Source organism: Herbaspirillum sp. CF444 (genome assembly GCF_000282135.1).
GTDB lineage: Bacteria > Pseudomonadota > Gammaproteobacteria > Burkholderiales > Burkholderiaceae_D > Herbaspirillum.
Map to the genome: position 1 here is coordinate 21,405 of NZ_AKJW01000088.1, position 25,573 is coordinate 46,977.

General features: G+C 58.9%; 27 protein-coding genes and 1 tRNA gene. 23 read left to right on the forward strand and 5 right to left on the reverse strand.

The genetic code is table 11. The features are described 5' to 3' along the window. Window positions 1–65 precede the first annotated feature (65 nt). Window positions 66–1,538, forward strand: a complete 1,473-nt coding sequence (locus tag PMI16_RS20410; RefSeq protein WP_007883084.1) for a DegQ family serine endoprotease — start codon at window positions 66–68, stop codon at window positions 1,536–1,538. A gap of 119 nt (window positions 1,539–1,657) precedes the next feature. On the opposite strand, the gene kefC is transcribed toward PMI16_RS20410, so the two are convergent. Beyond that, window positions 1,658–3,457, reverse strand: a complete 1,800-nt coding sequence (gene kefC, locus PMI16_RS20415; protein WP_007883086.1) for a glutathione-regulated potassium-efflux system protein KefC — start codon at window positions 3,455–3,457, stop codon at window positions 1,658–1,660. 34 nt (window positions 3,458–3,491) lie between these two features. Next, the gene (gene kefF, locus PMI16_RS20420; RefSeq protein ID WP_007883088.1) at window positions 3,492–4,049 is read right to left on the reverse strand and encodes a glutathione-regulated potassium-efflux system oxidoreductase KefF; all 558 of its coding nucleotides are present in this window, start codon (window positions 4,047–4,049) and stop codon (window positions 3,492–3,494) included. Window positions 4,050–4,306: 257 nt separating this feature from the next. Between kefF and PMI16_RS20425 the strand changes: the two genes are divergently transcribed. From PMI16_RS20425 to PMI16_RS20450, 5 genes are all read left to right on the forward strand, one after another. Then, the gene (locus PMI16_RS20425; RefSeq protein WP_007883090.1) at window positions 4,307–5,317 is read left to right on the forward strand and encodes a gamma-glutamyl-gamma-aminobutyrate hydrolase; all 1,011 of its coding nucleotides are present in this window, start codon (window positions 4,307–4,309) and stop codon (window positions 5,315–5,317) included. A 241-nt stretch (window positions 5,318–5,558) separates the two neighbouring features. Further along, on the forward strand, window positions 5,559–5,864 hold the full coding sequence (locus PMI16_RS20435; RefSeq protein ID WP_007883091.1) for a DUF883 family protein: 306 nt from the start codon (window positions 5,559–5,561) through the stop codon (window positions 5,862–5,864). A 23-nt stretch (window positions 5,865–5,887) separates the two neighbouring features. Further along, window positions 5,888–6,280 (forward strand): phage holin family protein, encoded by a 393-nt coding sequence (locus PMI16_RS20440; RefSeq protein ID WP_007883093.1) that lies wholly within the window; start codon window positions 5,888–5,890, stop codon window positions 6,278–6,280. 9 nt (window positions 6,281–6,289) lie between these two features. After that, entirely contained in the window at window positions 6,290–6,706 is a 417-nt protein-coding gene (locus PMI16_RS20445) for a hypothetical protein (protein ID WP_007883095.1), read from the forward strand. 80 nt (window positions 6,707–6,786) lie between these two features. After that, entirely contained in the window at window positions 6,787–7,443 is a 657-nt protein-coding gene (locus PMI16_RS20450; RefSeq protein WP_007883099.1) for an OmpA family protein, read from the forward strand. Between the two features lie 128 nt (window positions 7,444–7,571). On the opposite strand, the gene PMI16_RS20455 is transcribed toward PMI16_RS20450, so the two are convergent. Continuing rightward, window positions 7,572–8,138 (reverse strand): c-type cytochrome, encoded by a 567-nt coding sequence (locus PMI16_RS20455; protein WP_007883100.1) that lies wholly within the window; start codon window positions 8,136–8,138, stop codon window positions 7,572–7,574. Between the two features lie 207 nt (window positions 8,139–8,345). Between PMI16_RS20455 and PMI16_RS20460 the strand changes: the two genes are divergently transcribed. The 10 genes from PMI16_RS20460 to PMI16_RS20505 all read left to right on the forward strand — a co-directional run bounded on the left by PMI16_RS20460 (window position 8,346) and on the right by PMI16_RS20505 (window position 15,767). Beyond that, window positions 8,346–8,421, forward strand: a tRNA-Arg gene (locus tag PMI16_RS20460). A gap of 331 nt (window positions 8,422–8,752) precedes the next feature. Continuing rightward, window positions 8,753–9,097, forward strand: a complete 345-nt coding sequence (locus tag PMI16_RS20465) for an ATP synthase subunit I (RefSeq protein ID WP_034381534.1) — start codon at window positions 8,753–8,755, stop codon at window positions 9,095–9,097. Further along, a complete protein-coding gene (gene atpB, locus PMI16_RS20470) occupies window positions 9,094–9,909 on the forward strand; it encodes a F0F1 ATP synthase subunit A (protein WP_007883102.1) in 816 nt (271 codons plus the stop codon). Before PMI16_RS20465 ends, atpB begins: the two co-directional genes overlap by 4 nt. Window positions 9,910–9,987: 78 nt before the next feature. Continuing rightward, entirely contained in the window at window positions 9,988–10,233 is a 246-nt protein-coding gene (gene atpE, locus PMI16_RS20475; RefSeq protein ID WP_006461334.1) for a F0F1 ATP synthase subunit C, read from the forward strand. Between the two features lie 76 nt (window positions 10,234–10,309). Continuing rightward, window positions 10,310–10,780, forward strand: coding sequence for a F0F1 ATP synthase subunit B (locus PMI16_RS20480; protein WP_007883107.1), 471 nt, complete (start codon window positions 10,310–10,312; stop codon window positions 10,778–10,780). Window position 10,781: 1 nt separating this feature from the next. After that, window positions 10,782–11,315, forward strand: a complete 534-nt coding sequence (locus tag PMI16_RS20485; protein ID WP_007883108.1) for a F0F1 ATP synthase subunit delta — start codon at window positions 10,782–10,784, stop codon at window positions 11,313–11,315. 59 nt (window positions 11,316–11,374) lie between these two features. After that, a complete protein-coding gene (gene atpA, locus PMI16_RS20490) occupies window positions 11,375–12,916 on the forward strand; it encodes a F0F1 ATP synthase subunit alpha (protein ID WP_007883109.1) in 1,542 nt (513 codons plus the stop codon). Window positions 12,917–12,946: 30 nt separating this feature from the next. After that, a complete protein-coding gene (gene atpG / locus PMI16_RS20495) occupies window positions 12,947–13,816 on the forward strand; it encodes a F0F1 ATP synthase subunit gamma (RefSeq protein WP_007883111.1) in 870 nt (289 codons plus the stop codon). Between the two features lie 56 nt (window positions 13,817–13,872). Beyond that, window positions 13,873–15,273: a F0F1 ATP synthase subunit beta gene (gene atpD, locus PMI16_RS20500; RefSeq protein ID WP_007883113.1), complete on the forward strand. Its 1,401-nt coding sequence runs from the start codon at window positions 13,873–13,875 to the stop codon at window positions 15,271–15,273. A gap of 71 nt (window positions 15,274–15,344) precedes the next feature. Further along, window positions 15,345–15,767 carry a F0F1 ATP synthase subunit epsilon gene (locus PMI16_RS20505; RefSeq protein ID WP_007883114.1) on the forward strand — a complete coding sequence of 141 codons (423 nt, stop codon included), beginning with the start codon at window positions 15,345–15,347 and terminating at the stop codon, window positions 15,765–15,767. Between the two features lie 28 nt (window positions 15,768–15,795). Here the strand turns inward: PMI16_RS20505 and PMI16_RS20510 are convergent, their stop codons facing one another. After that, on the reverse strand, window positions 15,796–16,092 hold the full coding sequence (locus tag PMI16_RS20510; RefSeq protein ID WP_034381537.1) for a hypothetical protein: 297 nt from the start codon (window positions 16,090–16,092) through the stop codon (window positions 15,796–15,798). Window positions 16,093–16,094: 2 nt separating this feature from the next. Here PMI16_RS20510 and PMI16_RS20515 point away from each other — a divergent pair, with 2 nt between their 5' ends. From PMI16_RS20515 to PMI16_RS20525, 3 genes are read left to right on the forward strand one after another with little or no spacing between them, the layout of a single operon-like run. Further along, the gene (locus PMI16_RS20515) at window positions 16,095–16,520 is read left to right on the forward strand and encodes a CoA-binding protein (RefSeq protein ID WP_007883115.1); all 426 of its coding nucleotides are present in this window, start codon (window positions 16,095–16,097) and stop codon (window positions 16,518–16,520) included. Window positions 16,521–16,577: 57 nt separating this feature from the next. Next, window positions 16,578–17,384: a PPK2 family polyphosphate kinase gene (locus tag PMI16_RS20520; protein WP_007883122.1), complete on the forward strand. Its 807-nt coding sequence runs from the start codon at window positions 16,578–16,580 to the stop codon at window positions 17,382–17,384. 2 nt (window positions 17,385–17,386) lie between these two features. After that, a complete protein-coding gene (locus tag PMI16_RS20525) occupies window positions 17,387–18,157 on the forward strand; it encodes an SGNH/GDSL hydrolase family protein (RefSeq protein WP_007883124.1) in 771 nt (256 codons plus the stop codon). 105 nt (window positions 18,158–18,262) lie between these two features. On the opposite strand, the gene PMI16_RS20530 is transcribed toward PMI16_RS20525, so the two are convergent. Continuing rightward, window positions 18,263–19,045 carry a transporter substrate-binding domain-containing protein gene (locus tag PMI16_RS20530; RefSeq protein WP_007883126.1) on the reverse strand — a complete coding sequence of 261 codons (783 nt, stop codon included), beginning with the start codon at window positions 19,043–19,045 and terminating at the stop codon, window positions 18,263–18,265. A gap of 163 nt (window positions 19,046–19,208) precedes the next feature. Between PMI16_RS20530 and hemE the strand changes: the two genes are divergently transcribed. The 4 genes from hemE (at window position 19,209) to argS (ending at window position 25,569) form a co-directional block, all read left to right on the forward strand. Then, entirely contained in the window at window positions 19,209–20,288 is a 1,080-nt protein-coding gene (gene hemE, locus PMI16_RS20535; RefSeq protein WP_007883127.1) for a uroporphyrinogen decarboxylase, read from the forward strand. Between the two features lie 724 nt (window positions 20,289–21,012). Beyond that, window positions 21,013–23,049 (forward strand): primosomal protein N', encoded by a 2,037-nt coding sequence (locus tag PMI16_RS20540; RefSeq protein ID WP_007883128.1) that lies wholly within the window; start codon window positions 21,013–21,015, stop codon window positions 23,047–23,049. A gap of 136 nt (window positions 23,050–23,185) precedes the next feature. Further along, the gene (locus tag PMI16_RS20545) at window positions 23,186–23,704 is read left to right on the forward strand and encodes a DUF6622 family protein (RefSeq protein ID WP_007883132.1); all 519 of its coding nucleotides are present in this window, start codon (window positions 23,186–23,188) and stop codon (window positions 23,702–23,704) included. Between the two features lie 137 nt (window positions 23,705–23,841). Further along, on the forward strand, window positions 23,842–25,569 hold the full coding sequence (argS, locus tag PMI16_RS20550; RefSeq protein WP_007883133.1) for an arginine--tRNA ligase: 1,728 nt from the start codon (window positions 23,842–23,844) through the stop codon (window positions 25,567–25,569). Window positions 25,570–25,573 lie beyond the last annotated feature (4 nt).

Sequence of the window (25,573 nt, forward strand, 5' to 3'; positions counted from 1 at the left end):
TAATTTTCGCGATCTACGATGCATTCCATCGGGTGAGAGGTTACCCATACTGCAAGGAGTGCTCCATGAATCGCCGTACCGTCTTTGTTCGCAATACGCTCGCCGTCATGCTGGCCGCTATCGTCGGCGGCAGTTATGTGTATTTCCGCGGCGCCGACATTCCTGCCGCACAGGCTGCCAATTTACCGGCGCAGGCTGCCGCGCCGCTGGCGGCGGCAACTTCCTCGCTGGCGACGCCGACCGATTTCTCCGGCATCGTCGAGCGCGCCGGTCCTGCCGTGGTGAACATCAGCGTCACCGGCAAGGCGCAACGCAATACCGATCAGGCTGCCGAGATCGATCCCAATGATCCGTTCTACGAATTCTTCAAACGTTTCGGACCGCAGTTCCAGCAGCAACCGCGTAGTCCGCAAATCATGCGCGGCCTGGGTTCCGGTTTCATCATCAATTCCGACGGTTTGATTCTGACCAATGCCCACGTCGTTGACGGCGCGCAGGAAGTGACGGTCAAGCTGACCGACCGTCGCGAATTCAAGGCCAAGGTGCTGGGCGTGGACAAGCAGAGCGACATCGCCGTGATCCGCATTGCGGCCAAGGATTTGCCGACGGTGCAGATCGGCAATCCGGCACTGATGAAAGTCGGCGAGCCGGTGCTGGCGATCGGTTCGCCCTACGGTTTCGACAACACCGCGACCGCCGGCATCGTCAGCGCCAAGTCGCGCAGCCTGCCGGACGACAACTACGTGCCGTTCATCCAGACCGACGTCGCGGTCAACCCCGGTAACTCGGGAGGACCGCTGTTCAATCTGAAGGGGCAAGTGGTCGGCATCAATTCGCAGATCTACAGCCAGACCGGCGGCTACCAGGGTTTGTCGTTCTCGATTCCTATCGACGTGGCGATGAAAGTGGAGCAGCAGCTGGTCCAGCACGGCAAGGTAACGCGCGGCCGTCTCGGCGTCTCGGTGCAGGAAGTGAATCAGGCCTTGGCGGAGTCCTTCGGACTGAAGAAATCCGAGGGTGCGCTGGTGAGTTCGGTCGAGAAGGGCAGTCCCGCCGAGAGAGCCGGCGTGCAACCGGGCGACGTGATCCTGCGCTTCAACAACCAGCCTATCGATCATTCGGTCGACTTGCCGACACTGGTCGCCGATGCGACGCCGGGCACGACGCAAAAGATGGACGTCATGCGCAATGGTTCGATCAAATCGCTGAACGTGGTGGTGGGCGAGATGAAGGTGGCGAAAGATACTTCAGGTAAAAACGGCGCCGAGCAGCAAGGTCGCCTGGGGCTGGCGGTGCGTCCGCTGGACAAGGACGAGCAACAGCAGATCGGCGTGCATGGCGGCCTCGTGGTGGAAGACGTCAACGGTCCGGCAGCGATTGCCGGCATCCAGAGCGGCGACGTGATCCTGTCGCTCAACGGCAATGCCGTGACCAGCGTCGAACAGTTGCGCAGCCTGGTGAGCAAGGCCGGCAAGAGCGTTGCCTTGCTGGTGGAACGCGGCGACGACAAGATCTTCGTGCCGGTGTATCTGAATTAAACGGTGTTTCTCGTGGGTGTAGTGGCAGTTGCAGTAAGCAAGTGTAGTAAGTGCAGTAAATAAGTGAAGTGGGCAGGACGGCCGGACAGAAGTTTTGTCCGGCCTTTTTTATTTCAGCATCAATCCCAGCGATGTTTGTCGCCGCTGGCGATGGCGTCCTTGTCGCTGGCGAACATGGCTTCCAGTTCTTCGCGCGCCTGCACCGCCATCGACACCAGCTGCTGCTGGTCCTTGTAGTGCGGATACAGCTTGTTGAGCGTCTCGATATTGTGGGCGCGGAATTTCATCGCGGCACGATGCGCGCGGTAGGCGCCGAAGTCGAGCTGGCGCAGGACCTGGCGTCCCATTTGCAGGGCGCTTTCGAAGGTTTCGCGTTCCAGCACGGTGACGCCGCGATCCATCAGGTCGTACAGGTGGGTGACGTTGCGCGCGCGTGCTGCGATCTTCAGATGCGGGAAGGCGCGTTGTACCGCTTCCACCAGTTGCAGGCTGGCGGGCGCGTCGTCGATGGCAATCAGCAGCAGCCGCGCCTTGTCGGCGCCGGCAGTGCGCAGCAGGTCGATGCGTGTGGCGTCGCCATAGAACACTTTGAAGCCGAACTTGCGCAGCGATTCGATCTGGTCCGGATCATGATCGAGAATTGTCAGGCCGATGCCGTTGGCGTGCAACAGGCGGCCGACGATCTGGCCGAAGCGGCCGAAGCCGGCGATGATCACGGGATTGTCTTGCGGTTCTATCTCGTCTTCGGCGCGTTTGCCTTTGGCCAGCAGACGCGGCAGCAGCACGCGGTCATGCAGCAAGAGCAGCAATGGCGTGATCACCATCGACAGCGCGACGACCACGACCAGGATCGATGAGATGCGCGGCGTCAGCACCTGCGCCGTGGCGGCGGCGCCGAACACCACAAAGGCGAATTCACCGCCTTGCGACAACAGGAAGGAAAAAAATACCTGCTGGTCGCGCGGGATGCGGAAGGCCTTGGCCAGGCCGAACAGCACCGCGATCTTGATGACGAGGAAGCCGACAACGAGGCCGAGGATCAGCCACGGCTGTTCAAGGAAAATACCGAAGTCGACCGACATGCCGACGGCGATGAAGAACAGGCCGAGCAGCAGGCCCTTGAACGGTTCCAGGTCGCTTTCCAGCGCGTGGCGATATTCCGAATCGGCCAGCAGCACGCCGGCCAGGAAGGTGCCGAGCGCCATCGACATGCCGACCGATTGCATCAACAGGCAGGTGGCGATCACCAGCAACAGCGCGAAGGCGGTGAAGATTTCGCGCATGTCGGTCTTGGCGATGATGCGCAGGATGGGACGGATCAGGAAGCGACCGCCGAAGATCAGCAGCGCGATCACGGCAACCACTTGTCCGGTGTGCAGCCAGCCTTGCCCGCTGCCTTGCGCGACGGCCACGCCAAGCAGCGGCACCGCCGCCATCATCGGGATCGCGGCGATATCCTGGAACAGCAAAATCGCAAAGCCGGCCGAGCCTGCCGGTGTCGCGCTCAGCTTGCGCTCGCCCAGCGTCGCCAGCGCAATCGCGGTGGACGACAGCGACATGCCGAGCGCGCCGATCAGCGCGACGCGCCAGTCGATGCCGCAGGCCAGCGCCGCGCCGAACAGCGCCAGGCTGACCAGTACGACTTGCGCGCCGCCCCAGCCGAAGATGCGTTGGCGCAGCGACCACAGGCGTTTCGGATCGAGTTCCAGTCCGATCAGGAAGAGCAGCAGCACCACGCCGAATTCGGAGAAGTGCAGGATGTCTTCGACCTCGCTGATCAGACCAAGCCCCCATGGACCGATGGCGATGCCTGCGAGCAGGTAGCCGAGCACGGCGCCGAGTCCCAACTTCTTGGCAATCGGTACGGCGATGACGGCCGCCAGCAGGTAGATCAGCGGATTGAGCAGATGTTGTTCCATGGTGTCGTTGTATGGTTGATCTTGGTCGGTGGCTTTATTGGGAAGCGGCGGCAGGCCAGTCGGGATAGCTGTCGAGCAGGGCGCGGTAGTTGGCGGCATGCATGGTCAACGCCTCCTTGCTCCGATGGTGGGCGCCATGCAGGATGTTCGGTTCCAGCCAGCGCATGCCGCACAGGCGCGCGGTCTGCTGGTAAGGCGGCAGGAAATCGGCAAACGGATGGCCGTGCCGTCCGCTTTCCTGATAGGCGTCGGCATCGCCGCCGGTGGTCGCGACCAGCCAGAAATCCTTGCCGCGCAAGGCATCGCCGCCGGGGCCGAAAGCCCATCCGCGTTGCAGCACCAGATCGATCCATTCCTTTTGCAGCGCCGGCATGCTGTACCAGTGAATCGGATGGTGCAGTACGACCAGGTCGGCTTCACGCAACTGGGCCTGTTCGTATTCGACGTCGATATGGAAGTCGGGATAGCACTCGTACAGATCGTGGATGCGCACCTGCGGCAAGCTGCGGGCCGCTTCGATCATGAGGCGGTTGGTGTAGGAGTGCTCGCCGCCCGGATGCGCGTAGAGGATAAGGATGCGTGAAGTGGTCATGGTGGAGCATGCCTGAGGATGAAAGAAGTCAGGGGAGATTGGAACATATATTGCGTCTTTGCTGTCTGGATTCATGGAGATAAAAGCAGGAGCAGAAACGAAAGCAAAGACAGGAGTAATCACTGCGCTGCTCCATGCATTCCATGAAGCGGGCATCGCCAAGGTGCCAAAATCAAATCAATGCGCTTATACTTTGGCAATCCTGTTCGCGGGTGTTGCATCTGGACCGCCATTGATTTCAACTCTACATAGCCGCCATGTCCGATATTAGCGATTCCGAAGCCAATCAGTCGAGTGCTCCCCCACCGCCGCGCCAGGGCGCGGCACAGCCTGGCGCTCAGTCAACGCCTCAGCCTGCAGCGCAGGCGACACCGCAGCAACCACATTACCCGTCATTCTCCCCGCCGCCATTGGAAACGCCCTGGGCGCAAACCTGGAAGCTGCTGGCGGCGCGTTTCAAGGCGATGTCGGACAAGGCCGGTCGCCGCATCATGCAGCGCACGCTCAAGATCGGCATCTCGGCCCGCATCTTCCATCCGGAAACCGGCGCCAAGGGTTTGCGCGGCAAGACCCTGCAATATCTTGAAGAATCGATCGCGCAATGGGTGATGTCGCGCGACGTGCTGGTGTTCATGATCCCGACCGTCAATACCAACGGCCTGGTCCATCCCAGCAATATCCGCCTGCGCGATTATGCCAAGCATCTGGACGGACTGGTGTTGCAGGGCGGCGCCGACGTATCGCCGCAAAGCTATGCCGAGGCGGCAACCCGGCCCGAATGGAACGGCGACCGCGTGCGCGACATGTACGAACTGGAGCTGCTGCACGAATTCATCGAAGCCGGCAAGCCGGTGCTGGGGATTTGCCGTGGTTGCCAGTTGATCAATGTCGCTTTCGGCGGCACGCTGTATCAGGACATCGCGACCGACGTGCCGACGGCGATCGCCCACGTCAACGATTTGTACGACAGCAATTACCATGAGCTGACTTTCCCGGCCGGCTCGACGCTGGCATCGCTGGTGAATACGCAAAGCGCACTGGTCAATTCCATTCACCATCAGGCGGTCAAGGACCTCGGACGCGACCTTTCGGTAGAGGCCGTATCGGGCAACGACAACATCGTGGAAGCGATCCGCTATCGCAAGGCGCCGTTTGTCATGGGCTTGCAGTGGCATCCGGAGTTCCACCGCGCCGGCGGCTCCGAATTGCTGGATTGCATGCCCATCCTCGACAGCTTCCTGCGGACGGCGCGCGAGACGCGCTTCTGATATTGGCGGAATTGAACGTTTATAGAGAGAAGCTATCAAAAGAGCCTGCGTTGCTGAGTTTTTTACCGGTGTTGCGGATGAAATCGGAGGGCCGGACAGCACGCAATGTCGTCAACGTAGTCGTATCGGCGTTATTTTTCCGTAACGCCATGCTTGGGATGACGCTATACCGGTTGGCCGTCAAGTCGGTCGCATGCATCGCTTTCACCCGCCTGAGCATTTCAAAAAAGGAGAATTCCCCATGACAAAGTCTGCCTATAAAACAGTGAGAAACGATATGAAAACTCTGGTCAAAGATGCGCAAGAACTGTTCCGCGAAGCTGCCTCCGCCACCGGCGACAAAGCCGATGAGCTGCGAAGCAAGGGTTTGACCATGCTGGAGGCCGCTGTCGAGGCTGCCCAGAATGCACAGGCGGTAGCCATCGAAAAAGGCAAGGAAGTCGCCGCCCGCACCGACGACTACGTCCACGAAAACCCATGGCGCGCCGTGGCGATTTCAGCCGGCGTCGGTTTGCTGGTCGGCCTGGTCATCGGTCGCAGCAAATAAACGCCGCCCGCATCGGAACCGACATGGATCACAAACACGAGCAGGCTCAACCGGCCAATTCCGGATTGACGGCCGGATTGCTGGGCATCGCCAGGAATCTTCTTGGTCTGATTATCAACCGCATCGAACTGGCTTCCCTTGAGCTGTCCGAGATCGGCGGCAATCTGATCAGGTTCCTGACGCTGTTCACGCTCGCAGCGATTGCTTTGTGGTTCGCGGTGGCGTTCTGGACGGTGCTGGCGGTCTACCTTGCCTGGGATTCCTGGGGCTGGAAGGTGCTCATTGCATTCGGCATCTTCTTCACCGCGCTGACCGCCGTCATCATCTGGTACGCCTATACCATTCTGCGCCAGGGCAAGTTGTCCCTGCCCGCCACCATGGCCGAGCTGCGCAAAGACCGCGACGCCTTGCTATAAAGGGAAATCATGGCGCAAACCGATTGGAAACCCGATGTCCCGCTGGAAGAACGCAAGCGCAGATTGCTTGCGGAAGGCGCGTTGTTCCGTATCGGCATCCTGGAAGGGCGCAGCACCGTGCGCGCCAACCTGAATGCCGAATCGCTGGCCAAGGGCGCGCTCAATCGCATCGTCGGCGCGGTGTCGTCGACCCTCGCCGGCGCATTTTCCGGCAAGGGCGGCGGCAACCTGCAATCCTTGTCGCCGTTGCTGATCGGCGGTATTTCGCTGATCTCCAAGCGCTATCTGCGCAAGCCGCTGTTGTACGGCACCGTCATCAGCGCCGGTGCGGCCTTCGCCTATTATCTGACGCGCAGGCAGGACAGGGCGCGCAGTGCGGAAGCGACCCCGGACTCTCGGGAGGCTTCCACGCCGGATGGCGAATAATCGCATCGAAAGTGCATGATCTCCGGCGACGAACATCCGTGCTTGTCGCCAATAAATAAAGAAGAAAGAAGGAAACGAATATGCGTAAATTGACTATCGGAGCATTGGCGCTGACCCTTGCTGCAACCGGTTGCGCCGACATGTCGGCCACTCAGCGCGGCACGGCGACCGGCGCCGGCGTAGGTGCAGGTCTCGGCGGCATCCTCGGAGCGGCCACTGGCGGCGGTGGCGGCGGCCGTACTGTTGCCGGTGCAGCTATCGGCGCCGGGCTTGGCGCGGTGATCGGTAATGTCTGGTCGACGCACATGGAAAATCAAAAGCGCGCCATGGAGCAGGCAACCCAGGGTACCGGCGTGCAGGTCACGCAGACCCAGGATAATCGTCTGAAGCTGGAAATCCCGAGCGACATTTCTTTCAATACCGGTCGCGCAGACATTCAGCCTAACTTCCGTTCCGTGCTGGACAAGTTTGCCGCCACGCTGAACGAAAACCAGGCGACAACAGTGACCATCATCGGCCACACCGACAACACCGGCAGCGACGCCATCAACAATCCCCTGTCGATGGAACGCGCTGCCCGTACGCGAGATTACCTGACCGCGCGCGGCGTCTCGCCGGGACGTTTCAATATCGATGGCCGCGGCTCGCATGAGCCGTTGGTGGCAAACACCACGGAAGCCAATCGCGCCAGAAACCGTCGCGTTGAAATCTTCGTCGCGGAGCCGCAGCAGCGTTGATCGGACCTGGCTGCTGATTGAGTCTTTCAAGACGATTTCAGCGACAGCAATAAAAAGCCCCGCATTGCGGGGCTTTTTTTGATGCCGACATCAGCGCGATCTGGCCGCGCAAGATGAGCGACGACCGATTATTTCTTTGGTTCTGTTGCCGGTGCTGCTGCAGCATCCGCTGCCGGGGCAGCAGGAGCCGGGGTGGCAGGTTCTTTGAATTGGGCGCCGGATTGATTGGCCATGTAGACCACGGTGCGGGCGATTTCGACATCATCCAGATCAGGATTGCCGCCTTTGGCTGGCATCGCGTTGAGGCCGTTGAGCGCATGCGACAGCAGTTTTTCGTAACCTTCGCCGATGCGTGCTTTCCATGCAGCCGGATCGCCAACCTTGGGGGCGCCGGCAATACCTGCGGCATGGCAGGCGGCGCAGGTGGATTTGAATACTTCTTCGCCGCTCAGCAGTTGTTTCGGTGCGCTGGCGTCGCGGAAGGTGAATCCATCGTCGGCCACCGGCTTGATGCGGGCAGCGACCATCTCAGGCGTCTGACTGGCCGAACCGGCGCCGGTCTTTTGAGCGTTCGTTACATATTGCACCAGGAGTACGATGCAGACGATGGGGACCAGAAAACCGGCCAATACAGCGGCAATCAGTTGTTTTGGCGTCTTGATTGCGGATTCGTGTTCTTGATGTGCGTCGCTCATAGTTCCCTCAGTGCAATATTCTTCGAAAGCGTTATCCTGATTTTGTGCTGCAAATCAGTGTCTATTACTGTTTAGAGAAGCGTTGTCTCGCCCAACCTTAGATTATAGACACAATGTAATTCGTTGGGAACGGAAAATAGTTGCCATGCGTGGACGCGCAAGGGGAAAAACTGTATCCTTCATCCCTCTTCGACGTTCGCGTCCGATGCGGCTGTAGCTCAGTGGATAGAGTATTGGCCTCCGAAGCCAAGGGTCGTGGGTTCGATCCCCGCCAGCCGCGCCAACCTGACGTGTTGCGATTCAAACAATGGTCTCGTCTGTATTTTAGTTATCGTTTTTCTTGCCGAATGATCGCGTTTTTGTCAGTCGGGTGTCAGATTATTCGGTGATCTTCGTAGTCGTCCGCATTACCTTGCAGGTAATCGCGATTTCCCCAATTTTGCCCCATTGTGCAGCTGTGTGTTAAAGCTCACATCTGACATGCAACTTGACGATATAACGCCTTGATCGTGCGTTAAAAGTTTGACGAATCCTGACGCAAGCAATTATAATCGCCGGGCTTCTAAACCGCCGTCTGCTCATAATGAGTGCGGCTTGCACGATATTGGATATATATGCTGCGCATCATCCTTCTGCAGCTTGTGGCCATGGTCGTCGCTGCATGTACAGCTGGTTTGTTGGGCGGCGTATCTGCGTTGTGGTCGGCACTGCTGGGAGGAACTTGCTGTTTCGTTCCCAATGCTTTGTTCGCCCTTCGTCTCTATACAAGTGCTCGCAAACCTGGTGGGGCTGACCCGATGACGTTTTTGTTCGGGGAATTTATCAAGATTGCTACGACTCTTGCGCTCATGGGCGCAGTTGTTTGGTTGTATCGCGATGTGAATTGGCTCGCATTTGTGCTGAGCTTCATCGTGGTGCTTAAAAGTTACTTAATTTTACTGTTTAGACATCGACCATGACCGCAGCCGATCACGCGCCCACAGCTTCAGAATACATCGTCCACCATCTCGGACATTTCTCTTCGCAACACCAAAGCAAGATCGTCGATTTCTCTATCGTCAACATGGACACCATTTTCTGGTCGGTGTTCTGTGGCGTGCTCGGTTGCCTGTTGATGTATCTGGCTGCGCGCAAGGCGACTTCGGGCGTGCCCGGCCGCTTCCAGGCATTCGTCGAAATGGTCGTCGAAATGGTCGAGGACCAATCCAAGGCCATCGTGCACGGCGACCGTACTTTCATCGCCCCGCTCGCATTGACCGTGTTCGTCTGGGTGGCCCTGATGAACTCGCTGGACTTTCTGCCGGTCGACCTGGTGTCGGGCGCCATGCGTCTGTTCGGCATGGAAGAAATCCATCACCGCATCGTTCCTACCGCCGACCTGAATGGTACGCTGGGCATCGCACTGGGCGTGCTGGCGCTGATGCTGTATTACAGCGTCAAGATCAAGGGCGCGGGCGGCTTTGTCCACGAATTGTTTGCTGCGCCGTTCGGCATCTGGCTGGCGCCTTTCAATCTGCTGCTGAATATTATCGAATTTGCTGCAAAAACCGTGTCGCTGGGCATGCGGTTGTTCGGCAACATGTATGCGGGTGAGCTGTTGTTCTTGCTGATCGCATTGCTGGGTTCGGCTGCTACGGCGTTCGGCTTTGTCGGCCACGTCATCGCAGGTTCGATCTGGGCAATTTTCCACATTCTGATCGTGTTGCTGCAAGCATTCATTTTCATGATGTTGACACTGGTTTACCTCGGCCAGGCGCATGAGGCGCATTAACAAGGCTGCTGTACGGTTTTAGCTTTTCGGTTTGTTTTTTGATTTTTGTATTAACTTTTAACTTTCTAAGGAATTGTCATGACTGATGTCTCTTTCGTTGCTTTGGCTTGCGGTTTGATCATTGGCCTGGGTGCTATCGGTGCTTGTATCGGTATCGCTATCATGGGCGGTAAGTACCTCGAAGCATCTGCACGTCAGCCAGAACTGATGAACACACTGCAAACCAAGATGTTCCTGCTGGCCGGTCTGATCGACGCCGCGTTCCTGATCGGTGTTGGTATCGCCATGTTGTTCGCATTTGCAAATCCTTTCATCGCGAAGTAATTCGGGCGGCATAGCCGATTCTCACTTTTGCCGGATTGCTTGATTCGGCACACGATATTCTGAGAAGGAAATTACCGTGAACTTAAATGCAACATTGTTTGCGCAGTTCGTGGTCTTCTTCATCCTCGCCGGCTTTACGATGAAATTCGTTTGGCCGCCGTTGATCAAGGCGCTCGACGAGCGCGCGAAGAAGATTGCGGACGGCTTGGCTGCGGCTGACCGCGGCAAGGCTGACCTGGCTGCCGCTGAAAAGCGCGTTCAGGCAGAGCTGGCGACAGCACGCGACGAAGGCCAGAAACGTATCGGTGACGCTGAAAAGCGTGCTCAGCTGATTATTGAAGAAGCAAAGAAGACCGCTTCCGAAGAAGCAGCGCGCATCATCGCCAACGCCAAGGCGGATGCGGAGCAGCAAGTGACCAAAGCGCGTGAAGGCTTGCGCGGCGAAGTTGCGACCCTCGCGGTCAAAGGCGCCGAGCAGATCCTCAAGCGTGAAGTCAATGCAGCGGCGCATGCCGAATTGCTGAACCAACTGAAAACAGAGCTGTAATATGGCCGAACTCGCAACGATTGCTCGCCCTTATGCAGAAGCCCTGTTCCGCGTGGCCAAAGCCGGCAGCCTGTCGGCCTGGGCCGATCTCGTTTCCGAGATGGCACAAGCTGCAGCGCATCCGGACGTGAAAGCAATTGCGCAAAACCCGGCACTGTCGGATGCGCAGGTTGTTTCCACGTTTGCAGCCGTTCTGAAAACACCATTGAGCGTCGAAGCGCAAAACTTCGTCGGCGCACTGGTGGCGAACGGCCGTCTGACGCTGTTGCCCGAAATCGCCACACAATTCCATACGCTGAAAAACGCACAGGAAGGCGCCGCTGATGCAGAAATCACCAGCGCGTTTGAATTGTCCGATGCGCAGCTGAAGGATGTGGTCGCCACGCTGGAAAAGAAATTCGGTCGCAAGCTGACGCCAACCGTCAAGGTGGACAATGCTTTGATCGGCGGGGTGCGCGTAGTGGTCGGTGACGAAGTATTCGATACCTCGGTGCGCGCGAAGCTGCAACAGTTACATGTTGCTTTGGCTGCGTAATTAATTGCCAGGGCCTTGGCGTAACAGCCTAAGCGATAGAAAAATTTTTAGGAGTTAGTATGCAACTCAACGCATCTGAAATCAGCGAGCTGATCAAGAGCCGGATTCAAGGCCTTGGCGATACCGCTGAGATTCGCAATCAAGGCACGGTTATTTCCGTGTCCGACGGTATCTGCCGTATCCATGGTCTGTCTGACGTGATGCAAGGTGAGATGCTGGAATTCCCGGGCAACACTTTCGGTCTGGCGCTGAACCTCGAGCGCGATTCCGTTGGCGCCGTTATCCTGGGCGAGTACGAACACATTTCCGAAGGCGACACTGTCAAGTGCACAGGCCGTATTCTGGAAGTGCCTATCGGTCCCGAACTGCGCGGCCGCGTGGTCAATGCGCTGGGTCAGCCGATCGACGGCAAGGGTCCGGTCAACGCCAAGCTGACAGCCCCGATCGAAAAAATCGCTCCTGGCGTTATCGCGCGTCAATCGGTTTCCGAGCCAATGCAAACCGGCCTGAAGTCGATCGATTCGATGGTGCCTATCGGCCGCGGTCAACGCGAACTGATCATCGGCGACCGTCAAACCGGCAAGACCGCTGTTGCGATTGATGCGATCATCAATCAAAAGGGCCAGAACGTGACATGTATCTACGTCGCGATCGGTCAAAAAGCATCGTCGATCAAGAACATCGTGCGTTCGCTGGAAGCGCACGGCGCGATGGATTACACCATCGTCGTGGCGGCTTCGGCTTCCGAATCGGCAGCGATGCAATACGTGTCGGCCTACTCCGGCTGCGCAATGGGCGAGTACTTCCGCGATCGCGGTCAAGACGCGCTGATCGTGTATGACGATCTGTCCAAGCAAGCGGTTGCCTACCGTCAGGTTTCCCTGCTGCTGCGCCGTCCGCCAGGCCGTGAAGCATACCCAGGCGACGTGTTCTATCTCCACAGCCGTCTGCTCGAGCGCGCAGCACGCGTCAACCCCGACTACGTTGAGAAGTTCACCAACGGCGAAGTCAAGGGCAAGACCGGTTCGCTGACGGCGCTGCCGATCATTGAAACACAAGCCGGCGACGTGTCCGCATTCGTTCCGACCAACGTGATTTCGATTACCGACGGTCAGATCTTCCTGGAAACATCGTTGTTCAACGCCGGTATCCGTCCTGCGATCAACGCCGGTATTTCGGTGTCGCGCGTCGGTGGCGCTGCTCAAACCAAGGTCATCAAGGGCCTGTCCGGCGGTATTCGTACCGACCTGGCGCAGTACCGTGAACTGGCTGCGTTCGCGCAGTTCGCTTCCGACCTGGACGAAGCAACCCGCAAGCAGCTGGACCGCGGCGCCCGCGTGACCGAATTGTTGAAGCAGTCGCAATACTCGCCGCTGTCGATTTCCCTGATGGCCGTGACATTGTTCGCCGTCAACAAGGGTTACCTGGACGACGTCGACGTCAAGAAGGTGCTGGCATTCGAAGCAGGCGTTCACAGCTTCATGAAGACCAGCCACGCTGCCCTGCTGCAAAAGATCGAAGACACCAAGCAACTCGATAAAGATGCTGAAGCGGCATTGGCTGCTGCGATTGCCGATTTCAAAAAATCCGGCGCGTACTAATCTCAACTGAAGCTATAAGGAGTCAATCTCATGGCTACAGGTAAAGAGATACGTGGCAAGATCAAGAGCGTAGAAAATACGAAGAAGATCACCAAGGCGATGGAAATGGTCGCTGCATCCAAAATGCGCAAGGCGCAGGACCGGATGCATGCGGCACGTCCCTACAGTGACAAGATTCGTAATATCGCTTCCAATCTGTCGCGGGCCAATCCGGAGTATACGCATCCGTTCATGGTCAAGCAGGACAGCGCCAAGAAGGTGGGTTTCATCATCGTCACGACCGACAAGGGTCTGTGCGGCGGCATGAACACCAACTCCCTGCGTCTGACCACTGCGAAGATCCGTGAACTGGAAGCGCAAGGCAATGCAGTCGAAACCGTTGCGATCGGCAACAAGGGTTTCGGTTTCCTGAACCGTATCGGCGCCAAGGTGGTGTCGCATGTGGTTCAGGTCGGCGATACGCCGCATCTGGAAAAGCTGATCGGCCCCGTCAAGGTGCTGCTCGATGCTTACCAGGAAGGCAAGCTGGATGCGGTCTATTTGGTCTACACCAAATTCATCAACACGATGCGCCAGGAACCAACCTTGCAGCAACTGTTGCCGCTCTCGAGCGACCAGTTGCAGGCAGACGAAGGCGCGCATTCGTGGGACTACATCTACGAACCCGACGTGCAAAGCGTGGTGGACGAGTTGCTGGTGCGTTATGTCGAAGCACTGATCTACCAGGCGGTGGCTGAAAATATGGCGTCCGAACAATCGGCCCGTATGGTGGCGATGAAGGCAGCAAGCGATAACGCCGGTAACGTGATCGGCGAGTTGAAGTTGGTGTACAACAAGACTCGTCAGGCAGCGATTACCAAGGAACTGTCCGAAATCGTCGCCGGTGCGGCAGCGGTCTAACGACGTAATGCAGAGATGCGTAACAGTATTTAATTTTATATATTGAAGGAACGAAAATGGCTGATGGCAAAATCGTTCAGTGTATCGGCGCTGTTGTGGACGTTGAATTTCCACGCGACGCGATGCCTAAGATTTACGACGCCTTGAAGATGGACGGCTCGGAACTGACGCTGGAAGTGCAGCAACAGCTCGGCGATGGTGTCGTTCGTACCATTGCACTGGGTACTTCGGATGGTCTGCGTCGCGGCATGACAATCAAGAACACCGGCAAGGGCATCACCGTGCCGGTCGGTAAGGCCACGCTGGGCCGTATCATGGACGTGCTGGGCAACCCGATCGACGAATGCGGTCCGGTAAGCCACGAGCACACGGCAACGATCCACCGCAAGGCTCCTGCATACGACGAACTGTCGCCATCGCAAGAACTGCTGGAAACCGGCATCAAGGTGATTGACCTGGTTTGCCCGTTCGCCAAGGGCGGTAAAGTTGGTCTGTTCGGCGGCGCGGGTGTGGGCAAGACCGTGAACATGATGGAACTGATCAACAACATCGCCAAGGCGCACAGCGGCTTGTCCGTGTTTGCCGGTGTCGGTGAGCGTACCCGTGAAGGTAACGACTTCTATCACGAAATGGCCGACGCCAAGGTCGTGGATCTGGAAAACCCGGAAAACTCCAAGGTTGCCATGGTCTACGGTCAGATGAACGAACCGCCGGGCAACCGTCTGCGCGTGGCGCTGACCGGTCTGACGATCGCCGAAGGTTTCCGTGATGAAGGCAAGGACGTTCTGTTCTTCGTCGACAACATCTACCGTTACACACTGGCCGGTACCGAAGTGTCCGCGCTGCTGGGTCGTATGCCTTCCGCCGTGGGTTACCAACCGACGCTGGCTGAAGAAATGGGCCGTCTGCAAGAGCGTATTACATCGACCAAGACCGGTTCGATCACGTCGATCCAGGCCGTCTACGTTCCAGCGGATGACTTGACCGATCCGTCGCCTGCCACCACGTTTGCCCACTTGGATTCGACCGTCGTTCTGTCGCGTGACATCGCTTCGCTGGGTATCTACCCTGCGGTCGATCCACTCGATTCGACATCGCGCCAGCTGGATCCGCAAGTCGTTGGCCAGGAGCACTACGAAACAGCCCGTGCTGTTCAAGGTACTCTGCAACGCTACAAGGAATTGCGCGACATTATCGCGATTCTGGGTATGGACGAACTGGCTCCGGAAGACAAGCTCATCGTTGCCCGCGCACGTAAGATGCAACGTTTCCTGTCGCAACCGTTCCACGTTGCTGAAGTGTTCACCGGTTCCCCAGGTAAATACGTTTCGCTGAAAGACACGATCAAGGGCTTCAAGATGATCGCTAGCGGCGAACTCGATCACCTGCCGGAACAAGCGTTCTACATGGTTGGCACGATCGAAGAAGCAATCGAAAAGGCCAAGAAGATCAACTAAGATCTCTTGATTCTCGTGATGTCGTCCTTGCCTGAAATCCGGGCGGGGCGGCTGAACGGATAGGAAACGACATGGCACATACTATTCACGTTGACGTAGTCTCCGCCGAAGAAGAAATCTTCTCCGGCGAGGCGGAATTCGTCGCGTTGCCGGGTGAAGCGGGTGAGCTGGGGATTTATCCTCGCCACACTCCCTTGATCACGCGCATCAAGCCAGGTGCGGTACGCATCAAGATTCCTGGCCAGGCGCAAGACGAATTCGTTTTCGTCGCCGGCGGTTTGCTGGAAGTGCAACCTGACACCGTGACCGTTCTGGCCGATACCGCAATCCGCGGTTCGGATCTGGACGAAGCCAAGGCAAGCGCTGCGAAGAAACTCGCGGAAGAAGCACTGGCAAATCGCGATTCCAAGATCGATTACGCAGCAGCACAAGCCGAACTGGCGACTGCGGTGGCGCAATTGGCAGCGATTCAACGTCTGCGTCAGAAGCGTTAATTCGCCAGGCACTGCAAGCATTTCGCGATCAGTCATCAGCATCAATGAAAAGGGCAGCTTCGGCTGCCTTTTTTATTTCCGGCGGCCACGCCAGGCTTTTCACCAAACACATTCGTCTCTTCGGATACCTCTCCATGCAGCCTTTTCTTTGCGCGTACGCCAGGCGCGCAAGAGAAGTCAGGCGACAGCACAGCAAGCTCATTGTTGATGAGGTAAAGTGGAACACCGGAGTGCGCGCATCGGGCCAATGCACAGGCTTGTGCAAGATCAGCGTCGATTCAGATGCTCCCTTCGCTCCGCCCATGATCAGGAAGAAAGCCGTCATCCATGCATGCAAGCACCACATCCAAGCCCATCATCGCCGTCGTCGGGCTCTCGAATCGCCCGGATCGCCCCAGCCATGACGTCAGCGCCTACATGCAGCATCAGGGTTACCGCATCGTCGCCGTCAATCCCATGTACGCCGGCACGCAGATACTGGGCGAATATTGCCATGCGAATTTGCAGGAGGCAGCTCAGGCGCTTGCCGGCGCCGGCCTGAAAATCGACATCGTCGATTGCTTCCGCAAATCGGCCGACATCCCGCCTATCGTCGACGAGGCGATCGCCATCGGCGCCGGCTGCGTCTGGATGCAGCAGGGGATCGTCAACGAAGCCGCAGCAGCCAAGGCGCAGGCGGCAGGGCTGGTCGTCGTCATGGACCGCTGCATCAAGATCGATCATGCAATGGGAGTGACACACGGCGTGTTGTAGTCCAAGAACTGCCAAAGTTGGAATGACCCGAATTCACCCGCAATCAAGGAGACAAGTGTGAGCATCCGCGAGCAATTCAGAGCGACGACGAAAATCGACATCAAGGACGAGAACGCCGCCCTCAAACCCTTGTCCAGCGGCGACAAGGCCGCCGACAAATTGCAGGTCCAGGGCATCGCCGCACAGATCGGCGAATTGCAGGCCACGCTGTACGCCGCCAACGACAGAAAAGTGCTGGTAGTGTTGCAAGGGATGGACACCAGCGGCAAGGATGGCGCCGTCAACGGCGTGTTCGGCGGCGTCAATCCGCAAGGGATACGCGTTGTCAGCTACAAGGCGCCCAGCACACTGGAAAAGCAGCACGACTATCTCTGGCGCATCCACCAGCAAGTGCCGAAACAGGGCGAGCTCACCGTCTTCAACCGCAGCCATTACGAAGACGTGCTGATCACGCGCGTGCACGACTGGATCGACGCCGCGGAATGCAAGCGCCGCTACGCGCACATCAACGACTTCGAGCGCATGCTCAGCGAGACCGGCACGGTCATCATGAAGTTCTTCCTGCACATCTCGAAAGAAGAGCAGCGCCTGCGCCTGCAGGAACGCGTCGACGACCCGACCAAGCACTGGAAATTCGAGATCCAGGACCTGGAGGAGCGCAAGAGCTGGGACGACTATCAGAAGGTCTACAGCCAGGCGATCCAGGCCACCGACGCCGACCACGCGCCGTGGTACGTGATCCCGGCGAATTCCAAGACGCATCGCAACCTGGCGATTGCAAACATCGTGCTGGAGACGCTGCAAGACATGAAGCTGGCCTATCCGCCGGCCAAGGAAGAACTCACCGGCCTCAAGGTCAAGTAAGCATGCGACGCTGGCTGCCGGAGCTTCTTGCGCTGCCCTTGTTGCCCTGGCTGCTGGCGCAGGGCAGGCACACACGGCGCGTTACGCCGCGCATGCCGGAAGCGGCAGGCGAACGTCATGGCATTTGTAGGCCTTCGCACATCGCATCGCCTGAAGCGCTTCCTTTTACGCTGCTCGCCATCGGCGAATCACCGGTCGCAGGTGTCGGCGTCGAGACGCAGGACCAGGCAATTACCGCGCAACTGGCGCACAAGCTGGCGACGCGATGGCAGCGCCCGGTAAGCTGGGCGGCTTTCGGCAAGAACGGCGCGACGGTGTCGGACGCCCTTCGCGACGTGGCGCCGCAATTGCCGGACGAGAAAGTGAATGTGGTGCTGATCGCTTTTGGAGTGAACGACAGTACGGCTTTCCGCAGCAGCGCCCGCTATCGGCAGGATCTGGAGACGCTGGCGGATCAGGTGCGGCAGCGGCTGCGACCCGACTTGCTGGTGATCGCCGGCGTGCCGCCGCTGCATTTGTTCCCGGCCTTGCCGCAACCGTTGCGGCATGTCCTGGGGCTGAAGGCGAGCACGCTGAGTGCGGCGGCACAAGCGCTGGCGTCGACGACGCCGCAGACGATTTTCGTGCCGGTGCACAGCAATGCGCGCGACCGCTCCCTGATGGCCGTCGATGGATACCATCCGTCGGCGTCGGGCGTGGTTCTGTGGGCGGAGCAATTGGTTGCCGCCATCGATGATGGCTTGGACGGAAAAATCCATCGCAGGACAAACTGACAGGCGGTTTTGCAGAAGCCGCCCGGCGTCAGGCGGCTCCGTTGGCCCCGTTTGCGACGAAGCGGCGAATGATCCTTCACTCACCGCAACCGACTCAATATCAACTCAATGCAGCCACTTGTTGACCATGCGATCATAATCGCCGGTCGCTTTCAGCATGTGCATCCAGGCGTCGACGAATTCCTTGAACGCGACATCCGCGCGCGGCAGCATGAAGGCTTTCTCGGCAAACTGCAGGGGTTTGTCCGGATTGATCGGGCAAAGTTCTGGATGCAGCTTGGCCTGCCACAGTACTTCGCTGGCGTCGGTCACCATCACGTCGGCCTTGCCGTCGACAATCTGCTGGAAGATCGTCACGTTGTCCGGATGCAAGACCAGTTGCGCCTGCTTGAAGTTGGCGCGCGCAAAACGTTCGTTGGTGCCACCCGGATTGAAGATCGCGCGCGTGGCCGGCTTGTCGATCATCTCCAGCGTCTGGAATTTGGCCGCATCCGCGCAGCGCACGATAGGCGCCTTGCCGTCCACCATGTGCGACACGGCAAACGAAGCCTTCTTCAGCCGATCCATCGTGACCGAGACGCCGCCCATGGCGATGTCGCATTTGGCGAGGAAGTCGTTCATCAGCGTCGGCCAGCCGGTCTTGACGAACTGCACTTCGACGCCGAGCGCCTTGCCCAGCGACTGCGCCAGATCGACGTCGATGCCTTCAAAGCTGTTGTCTGTCCTGAAATAAGTGAACGGCTTGTAATCGCCGGTCATGCACACGCGCAGCTTGCCGTTCTTGAGCACCTCGTCCAGGCGGCTGCTTTCCACAACTTGCGCAGCTTGCGTTACGTGAACAGACAGGCAAGCGCACAGCAAGCCAAATGCAATCAACCATTTCTTCATGTCATCCTCCTGATTATTTTATTGAGCGAAGACGATATCACGCAGGTTTCCCGCCATCAATCCACCGCGCCGAAATGATTGCGTCGGCGGGCGGTACGGAACATCTGATTTCCGGTTTGGGTGCGATAATAGCGGATTGCCGACTTGCTCCACACGATCGCTCATGTCTCAATTTGCTCCGCTGAAAAACGATACCTTCCTGCGCGCCTTGCTGCGTCAGCCTACCGATTACACGCCGCTGTGGCTGATGCGCCAGGCCGGCCGTTATTTGCCCGAGTACCGGGCCACGCGCGCGCGCGCCGGTTCGTTCCTGGGACTGGCGAAGAATCCCGACTACGCCACCGAGGTCACGCTGCAACCGCTGGAGCGCTATCCGCTGGATGCGGCCATCCTGTTCTCGGACATCCTGACCGTGCCGGATGCCATGGGGCTGGGCTTGTACTTCGCCGATGGCGAAGGTCCCAAGTTCGAGCGTCCGTTGCGTGACGAAAAAGCGGTCATGGCTTTGCAGGCGCCGCAGCTGGACAGCTTGCAGTACGTCTTCGATGCGGTGACGCAAATTCGTACCGAGCTCAATGGTCGCGTGCCGCTGATCGGCTTCTCCGGCAGCCCCTGGACGCTGGCGTGCTACATGGTGGAAGGCGGCGGCTCGGACGACTTCCGCACCGTCAAGACCATGCTCTACGATCGTCCGGATCTGATGCGTCACATCCTCAGGACCAACGCTGCCGCGGTGGCGGCCTATCTGAATGCCCAGATCGACGCCGGTGCGCAGGCAGTGATGATCTTCGACACGTGGGGCGGTGCGTTGGCCGATGGCATTTACCAGGAATTTTCCCTGCAATACATGGCCGACGTCATGCGCCAGCTCAAGCGCGAGAAGGATGGCGTCGCCATTCCCGCGATCGTCTTTACCAAGGGCGGCGGCCTGTGGCTGGAACAGATCGCCGCGATCGGCGCCGATGCCGTCGGTCTCGACTGGACGGTCAATCTGGCCGATGCGCGCCGCCGGGTCGGCGACAAGGTTGCCTTGCAAGGCAACCTCGATCCCAACGTCCTGTTTGCCGGTCATGCGCAGATCGAGGCGGAAGTGCGCAAGTTGCTGACTTCGTTCGGCAAGCCGGCGGCCGGCAATGGCCATGTCTTCAACCTCGGGCACGGTATTTCGCAATTCACGCCGCCCGAAGCCGTGACCGTGCTGGTGGACGCTGTCCACAGTATCAGTCGGGAATTGCGCCAATAAGGTGAAGATTCCTGCGGGAAGCGGGAAATCTACCCGGGCGCATGCAAAAAGAGCGAATTTTAATAATTTGCCATCACTTATGCACAAAGCAGGCGCTTTTTTTAGTAGGAATCATTCATATCCATATTTATAATTTGATGGATTTTGATTTCTCTCAAGTCATTGATTTTAAATGTGTTTATTTCTTGCATCGGTTTTGTGCAAACTATCGAGACCCGCATGAAATGTGGGCCGCGGGGCTGTCAAGAGGGACTTGCCCACAAAGTTATCCACAGGATTTGTGGATAGTTGAAAAAGCACTTATGAAACCGTGAGTTACGCATACTTTTCAAGTTCTACTTGAGAAACATTCTAGAATTCCTGCGACCGTGTCAGGAGTTGCCTGACAAATTTTTCTTGACAGAAACTGGTGCGAACGATCTCGCTGCGATGCCGTTTCGGTGCGAAATATCGGGACTTATGCACAAAATTGCTTTTGTGCGCGGCAATAATAAAAAATTAAAATTTTTTTTCAGGTTCTCGCCTGGCTTTTATAAGTCTTTGATTTTAAACAAACTAAATTTTGCTTTTGATTTAGGCAATTTATTGAAACCCGCGTCCAGACTGGCGAAAAACTTGTCAAGGCCGAGTTGTGCACAAAGTTATCCACAGCTTATGTGGATAGCTGAAAAAGTAGTTATGAAACCGTTAGTTAGGTCACCTTTTCAGGAATTACATTAAGTTCGTGGAACAACGCATACTTCAGATCGCACTCGATACCCCGCTTGACAGGATTTTCGACTATCGCTGGCGCGCCGGTGCTGACGAGGCCGAGCCGCAAGTCGGGCAACTGGCGATCGTGCCTTTCGGCCGGCGCGAAGTGGCGGGGTTGATCGTCGGGATGGCCGATCAGACCGATGTGCCGGCGGACAAACTCAAGGATGTCATCGCCGTGCGCAGCCAGCTGTCGCCGTTGTCGGCGCAATGGCGGGCGTTGTGCAGTTTCGCCGCCGATTATTACCAGCGTCCTCTGGGCGAGGTCGCGCTTCCGGGCCTGCCCAAGAATCTGCGCATGCTCACCACGACCGCATTGGATCGGGCCCTGAAAAAGCTGGGCAAGCTGAGCGCCGGCCATGACGGCAGCCCCGTCAATACGCCGCAACTGAAACCCGAGCAGCAAGAGGCGGTCGACGCCATCGCCACGGCGCAGGGTTTTGCGCCGCTGCTGCTGTATGGCGTCACCGGCAGCGGCAAGACCGAGGTCTACCTGCAGGCGGCCGCGCGCATTCTGGCGCAAAGCGAAGCTGTCGGCGAGGTTGCACAGATCCTCGTGCTGGTGCCGGAAATCAACCTGACGCCGCAGCTTGAATCGAATATCCGCGCGCGTTTTCCCGGCGTGCACGTGGTCAGCCTGCACAGCGGCCTGGCCGAAGGCGAGCGCACGCTCAACTGGCTGGCGGCGCATCAGGGCCAGGCGCGCATCGTGCTCGGCACGCGCCTGGCGATCCTGTCCTCGCTGCCGCATCTCAAGCTGATCGTCATCGACGAAGAGCACGACCCGTCCTACAAGCAGCAGGAGGGCTTGCGCTATTCCGCGCGCGACCTGGCGGTGTGGCGCGCGCATCAACTGGGGATTCCGGTAGTGCTGGGCTCGGCCACGCCGTCGCTGGAAACCTGGCAGCACACGCAAGCCGGGCGCTATCGCAAACTGCAGCTGCGCGAACGCGCAGTGCGCGACGCCGTGCTGCCCACCGTGAAGATGATCGACATGGAGCGCGACCGCCCCAACGACGGCCTGACCTCTACGCTGGTCGCGGCGCTGAAGCTGCGCCTGGAGCGCGGCGAGCAGTCGCTGCTGTTCCTCAACCGGCGCGGCTATGCGCCGGTGCTCAATTGCGACGCCTGCGGCTGGATCAGCAACTGCATGCGCTGCACCTCGTTCATGGTGCTGCACAAACCGGAGCGGCGCCTGCGTTGCCACCATTGCAGCCTGGAACTGTATATTCCAAAAGCTTGTCCGACCTGCGGCAACGTTGACCTGCAGCCGCTGGGTCGCGGCACCCAGCGCGTCGAGGAAGGCTTGCAGGCGATGTTCCCCGAGGCGCGCGTCTTGCGCATCGATGCCGATTCGACCCGACTCAAGGGCGCGGCGCAGAACGCTTTCGACAGCGTGCATCGCGGCGAGGTGGACATCCTGATCGGCACGCAGATGGTCGCCAAGGGGCACGACTTCAAACGCCTGACCCTGGTCGGCGTGATGAATCCGGACACGGCGTTGTTTTCGCATGACTACCGCGCCAGCGAGCGCCTGTTCGCGCAGCTCATGCAGGTTGCGGGCCGGGCCGGCCGCGCCGGGCAAAAAGAGGGCGGTTCTCCCAGCGAAGTGCTGATCCAGAGTCGCTATCCGCATCATCCCTTGTACGGCGCGGTGGCGGCGCACGACTATGACGGCTTTGCCACCCAGTTGCTGGAAGAACGCCAGCAGGCAGCGTTGCCGCCATTCATCTATCAGGCGCTGTTACGTGCCGAAGCCGCCGAAATCGATACCGCCCTGACCTTCCTGAAGGACGCGGCCGGTTGTCTGGAACATCCCGGCATCACCATCAACGATCCGATTCCCATGACCATGACGCGCGTGGCCAATGTGGAACGCGCGCAATTGCTGATCGAATGCGCCTCGCGGCCGGCGCTGCAAGCCTTTCTGCGCGACTGGCTGGATGTGTTGCGGCAGATGAAGACGCGCGCCAAATGGTCGCTGGAAGTCGATCCAGTCGATATTTGAGCTGCTCCTCAACGCTCGTTCATCGCGCAAAACCCGCCGTATTTCCCGCAATCCCGCCGTTCGTCGCATGGCAATGGAAACGGCCGCCTGCGTTGCCTAGCATGGCGCCATTCCTTTCAATTCTTCAGGAGTTGCCATGCCGTATCAAATCATCGTTCATACGCCCCTGTGGGTCTGGGCCATGCTGGCCTTTCTGGTCTATCGCGGCTGGTCGGCTGCCTCGGATCGCGAAGCGGCGATCATCAAGGTCGCGACGGTTCCGCTGCTGATGCTCGGCTTGTCGGGGCTCGGACTGTACGAGCTGGCGCATGCCGATGCACTGGCATTGGGCGCGGCTTTGCTGGCTGCCGTCGCCAGCGGTGCCGGCAGCTGGCGCGCCGCCGGCAAGGCCGGCACGGTCGCTTATCCGGAGCGTGGCACGGTCTTCATGCGCGGCAGCTGGTTTCCGATGCTGATGATGGTGGGCGTTTTTGTCGTCAAATATGCAATGGGCGTGTTGCGGGCGATGCATTCGCCGTACGTGCAGGACGCATCGGTGGTCGTCGTGGTCAGCCTGCTTTACGGCCTGTTTATCGGCGTTTCGGCAGGACGCATGTTGCGAATCTTGCATCTTTACCGGCAGGCGCAACTGCCGGCGGCGCGGTTAAGCGCATGATCGCTTGCGTTTCCCTTTCGCCTTCCCTGAATACGCCTTCAATCTGAGCACGGCAAGCCGGTATAATCCGGGGTTTATATATTCATCAATGTGCGGTGAGTGTGCTGTCAGCCTCGCCGCCGACCCCATCTGTTCCCATGCTTGCTCAACAAAAACAACGCATCACCGAATTATTCCAGGCCGCGCTGGCGCCGCTGATCGCCGGCACCGACCTGACGCCGACCGTCACGCTGGAGCGTCCGCGCGACCCGTCGCACGGCGACATCGCCTGCAACCTGGCCATGCAACTGGCCAAACCGCTCAAGAAAAATCCGCGCGAACTGGCGCAGGCGCTGGTCGACGGCGTGCTGTCCCAGCCTGGCCGTGAAGAGCTGATTTCGTCGGCCGACATCGCCGGCCCCGGTTTCATCAACCTGCGCGTGGCCGACGCCGCCAAGCAGGCCGTCGTCAAGACCATCCTGGCCGAGGGCGCCGAATACGGCAAAAGCAAGGCCGGCGCCGGCAAGAAGGTGCTGGTCGAATTCGTCTCCGCCAATCCGACCGGCCCGCTGCACGTCGGCCACGGCCGCCAGGGCGCGCTCGGCGACGCCATGTCGGCGCTGCTGCAATCGCAGGGCTACGACGTCTTGCGCGAGTTCTACTACAACGACGCCGGCGTGCAGATCGCCACGCTGGCCACGTCCGTGCAGGCGCGCGCCAAGGGCTTCAAGCCGGGCGACGCCGAGTGGCCGGAATCGGCCTACAACGGCGACTACATCGCCGACATCGCAGACGACTTCAAGGCAAAGAAAACGGTTTCCGCCAGCGATGGCGAACCGGCCACCGCCAGCGGCGACGTCGAGGATATCGAATCGATCCGTCGTTTTGCCGTGGCCTATCTGCGCCGCGAGCAGGATCTGGATTTGCAGGCCTTCGGCGTCAAGTTCGACAACTACTATCTGGAATCTTCGCTCTACACCGAGGGCAAGGTGACTGCCGCCGTCGAGGCGCTGATCAAGGCCGGCAAGACGTATGAGCTGGACGGCGCGCTGTGGCTCAGGACCACCGACTACGGCGACGACAAAGACCGCGTCATGAAAAAGACCGACGGCACCTACACCTATTTCGTGCCCGACGTCGCCTATCACATCACCAAATGGCAGCGCGGCTACGGCAAGGTCATCAACGTCCAGGGCAGCGATCACCACGGCACCATCGCGCGCGTGCGCGCCGGCCTGCAGGCGGCCAATGTCGGCATTCCGCAAGGCTATCCCGACTACGTGCTGCACAAGATGGTGACCGTGATGAAGAACGGCGAAGAGGTGAAGATCTCCAAGCGCGCCGGTTCTTACGTCACCTTGCGCGACCTGATCGAATGGTCGAACGGTAGCGAAGCCGAGGCCGGCGATCTGACCCGCGGAAGAGACGCCGTGCGCTTTTTCCTGATCTCGCGCAAGGCCGACAGCGAATTCGTGTTCGACGTCGACGTCGCGCTGACCCGTAACGACGAAAACCCGGTCTACTACGTCCAGTACGCGCATGCGCGCATCTGCTCGGTGCTGGCGCAATGGGCCGGCGACGAAAGCACGCTGGACCAGGTCTCCGACCTGTCGCCGCTGACCGCTCCGCGCGAAGTCAGCCTGTTGGCCAAGCTGGCCGAATATCCGGAAGCGCTGGCGCATGCCCTGCAAGAGCTGGGGCCGCATCAGGTGGCTTTCTACCTGCGCGATCTGGCAGGCGAGTTGCATAGCTACTACAATGCAGAACGCGTGCTGGTCGACGACGTCCCCACCAAGATGGCGCGTCTGGCATTGATGAGCGCCACGCGCCAGGTGTTGCGCAATGGTCTGGCGCTGATCGGCGTATCCGCTCCGTCAAGAATGTAACCCT

Bases quoted from the DNA above. Each gene is read 5' to 3' on its own strand.
- atpE (WP_006461334.1), top strand. From the start codon at position 9,988: ATGACTGATGTCTCTTTCGTTGCTTTGGCTTGCGGTTTGATCATTGGC.
- PMI16_RS20440 (WP_007883093.1), top strand. From the start codon at position 5,888: ATGGATCACAAACACGAGCAGGCTCAACCGGCCAATTCCGGATTGACG.
- argS (WP_007883133.1), top strand. From the start codon at position 23,842: ATGCTTGCTCAACAAAAACAACGCATCACCGAATTATTCCAGGCCGCG.
- PMI16_RS20510 (WP_034381537.1), bottom strand. From the start codon at position 16,092: ATGACGGCTTTCTTCCTGATCATGGGCGGAGCGAAGGGAGCATCTGAA.
- PMI16_RS20435 (WP_007883091.1), top strand. From the start codon at position 5,559: ATGACAAAGTCTGCCTATAAAACAGTGAGAAACGATATGAAAACTCTG.
- hemE (WP_007883127.1), top strand. From the start codon at position 19,209: ATGTCTCAATTTGCTCCGCTGAAAAACGATACCTTCCTGCGCGCCTTG.
- PMI16_RS20545 (WP_007883132.1), top strand. From the start codon at position 23,186: ATGCCGTATCAAATCATCGTTCATACGCCCCTGTGGGTCTGGGCCATG.
- PMI16_RS20425 (WP_007883090.1), top strand. From the start codon at position 4,307: ATGTCCGATATTAGCGATTCCGAAGCCAATCAGTCGAGTGCTCCCCCA.
- PMI16_RS20410 (WP_007883084.1), top strand. From the start codon at position 66: ATGAATCGCCGTACCGTCTTTGTTCGCAATACGCTCGCCGTCATGCTG.
- PMI16_RS20455 (WP_007883100.1), bottom strand. From the start codon at position 8,138: ATGAGCGACGCACATCAAGAACACGAATCCGCAATCAAGACGCCAAAA.
- PMI16_RS20505 (WP_007883114.1), top strand. From the start codon at position 15,345: ATGGCACATACTATTCACGTTGACGTAGTCTCCGCCGAAGAAGAAATC.
- atpG (WP_007883111.1), top strand. From the start codon at position 12,947: ATGGCTACAGGTAAAGAGATACGTGGCAAGATCAAGAGCGTAGAAAAT.
- PMI16_RS20465 (WP_034381534.1), top strand. From the start codon at position 8,753: ATGCTGCGCATCATCCTTCTGCAGCTTGTGGCCATGGTCGTCGCTGCA.
- atpA (WP_007883109.1), top strand. From the start codon at position 11,375: ATGCAACTCAACGCATCTGAAATCAGCGAGCTGATCAAGAGCCGGATT.
- atpD (WP_007883113.1), top strand. From the start codon at position 13,873: ATGGCTGATGGCAAAATCGTTCAGTGTATCGGCGCTGTTGTGGACGTT.
- PMI16_RS20515 (WP_007883115.1), top strand. From the start codon at position 16,095: ATGCATGCAAGCACCACATCCAAGCCCATCATCGCCGTCGTCGGGCTC.
- kefC (WP_007883086.1), bottom strand. From the start codon at position 3,457: ATGGAACAACATCTGCTCAATCCGCTGATCTACCTGCTGGCGGCCGTC.
- PMI16_RS20450 (WP_007883099.1), top strand. From the start codon at position 6,787: ATGCGTAAATTGACTATCGGAGCATTGGCGCTGACCCTTGCTGCAACC.
- kefF (WP_007883088.1), bottom strand. From the start codon at position 4,049: ATGACCACTTCACGCATCCTTATCCTCTACGCGCATCCGGGCGGCGAG.
- atpB (WP_007883102.1), top strand. From the start codon at position 9,094: ATGACCGCAGCCGATCACGCGCCCACAGCTTCAGAATACATCGTCCAC.
- PMI16_RS20445 (WP_007883095.1), top strand. From the start codon at position 6,290: ATGGCGCAAACCGATTGGAAACCCGATGTCCCGCTGGAAGAACGCAAG.
- PMI16_RS20525 (WP_007883124.1), top strand. From the start codon at position 17,387: ATGCGACGCTGGCTGCCGGAGCTTCTTGCGCTGCCCTTGTTGCCCTGG.
- PMI16_RS20485 (WP_007883108.1), top strand. From the start codon at position 10,782: ATGGCCGAACTCGCAACGATTGCTCGCCCTTATGCAGAAGCCCTGTTC.
- PMI16_RS20530 (WP_007883126.1), bottom strand. From the start codon at position 19,045: ATGAAGAAATGGTTGATTGCATTTGGCTTGCTGTGCGCTTGCCTGTCT.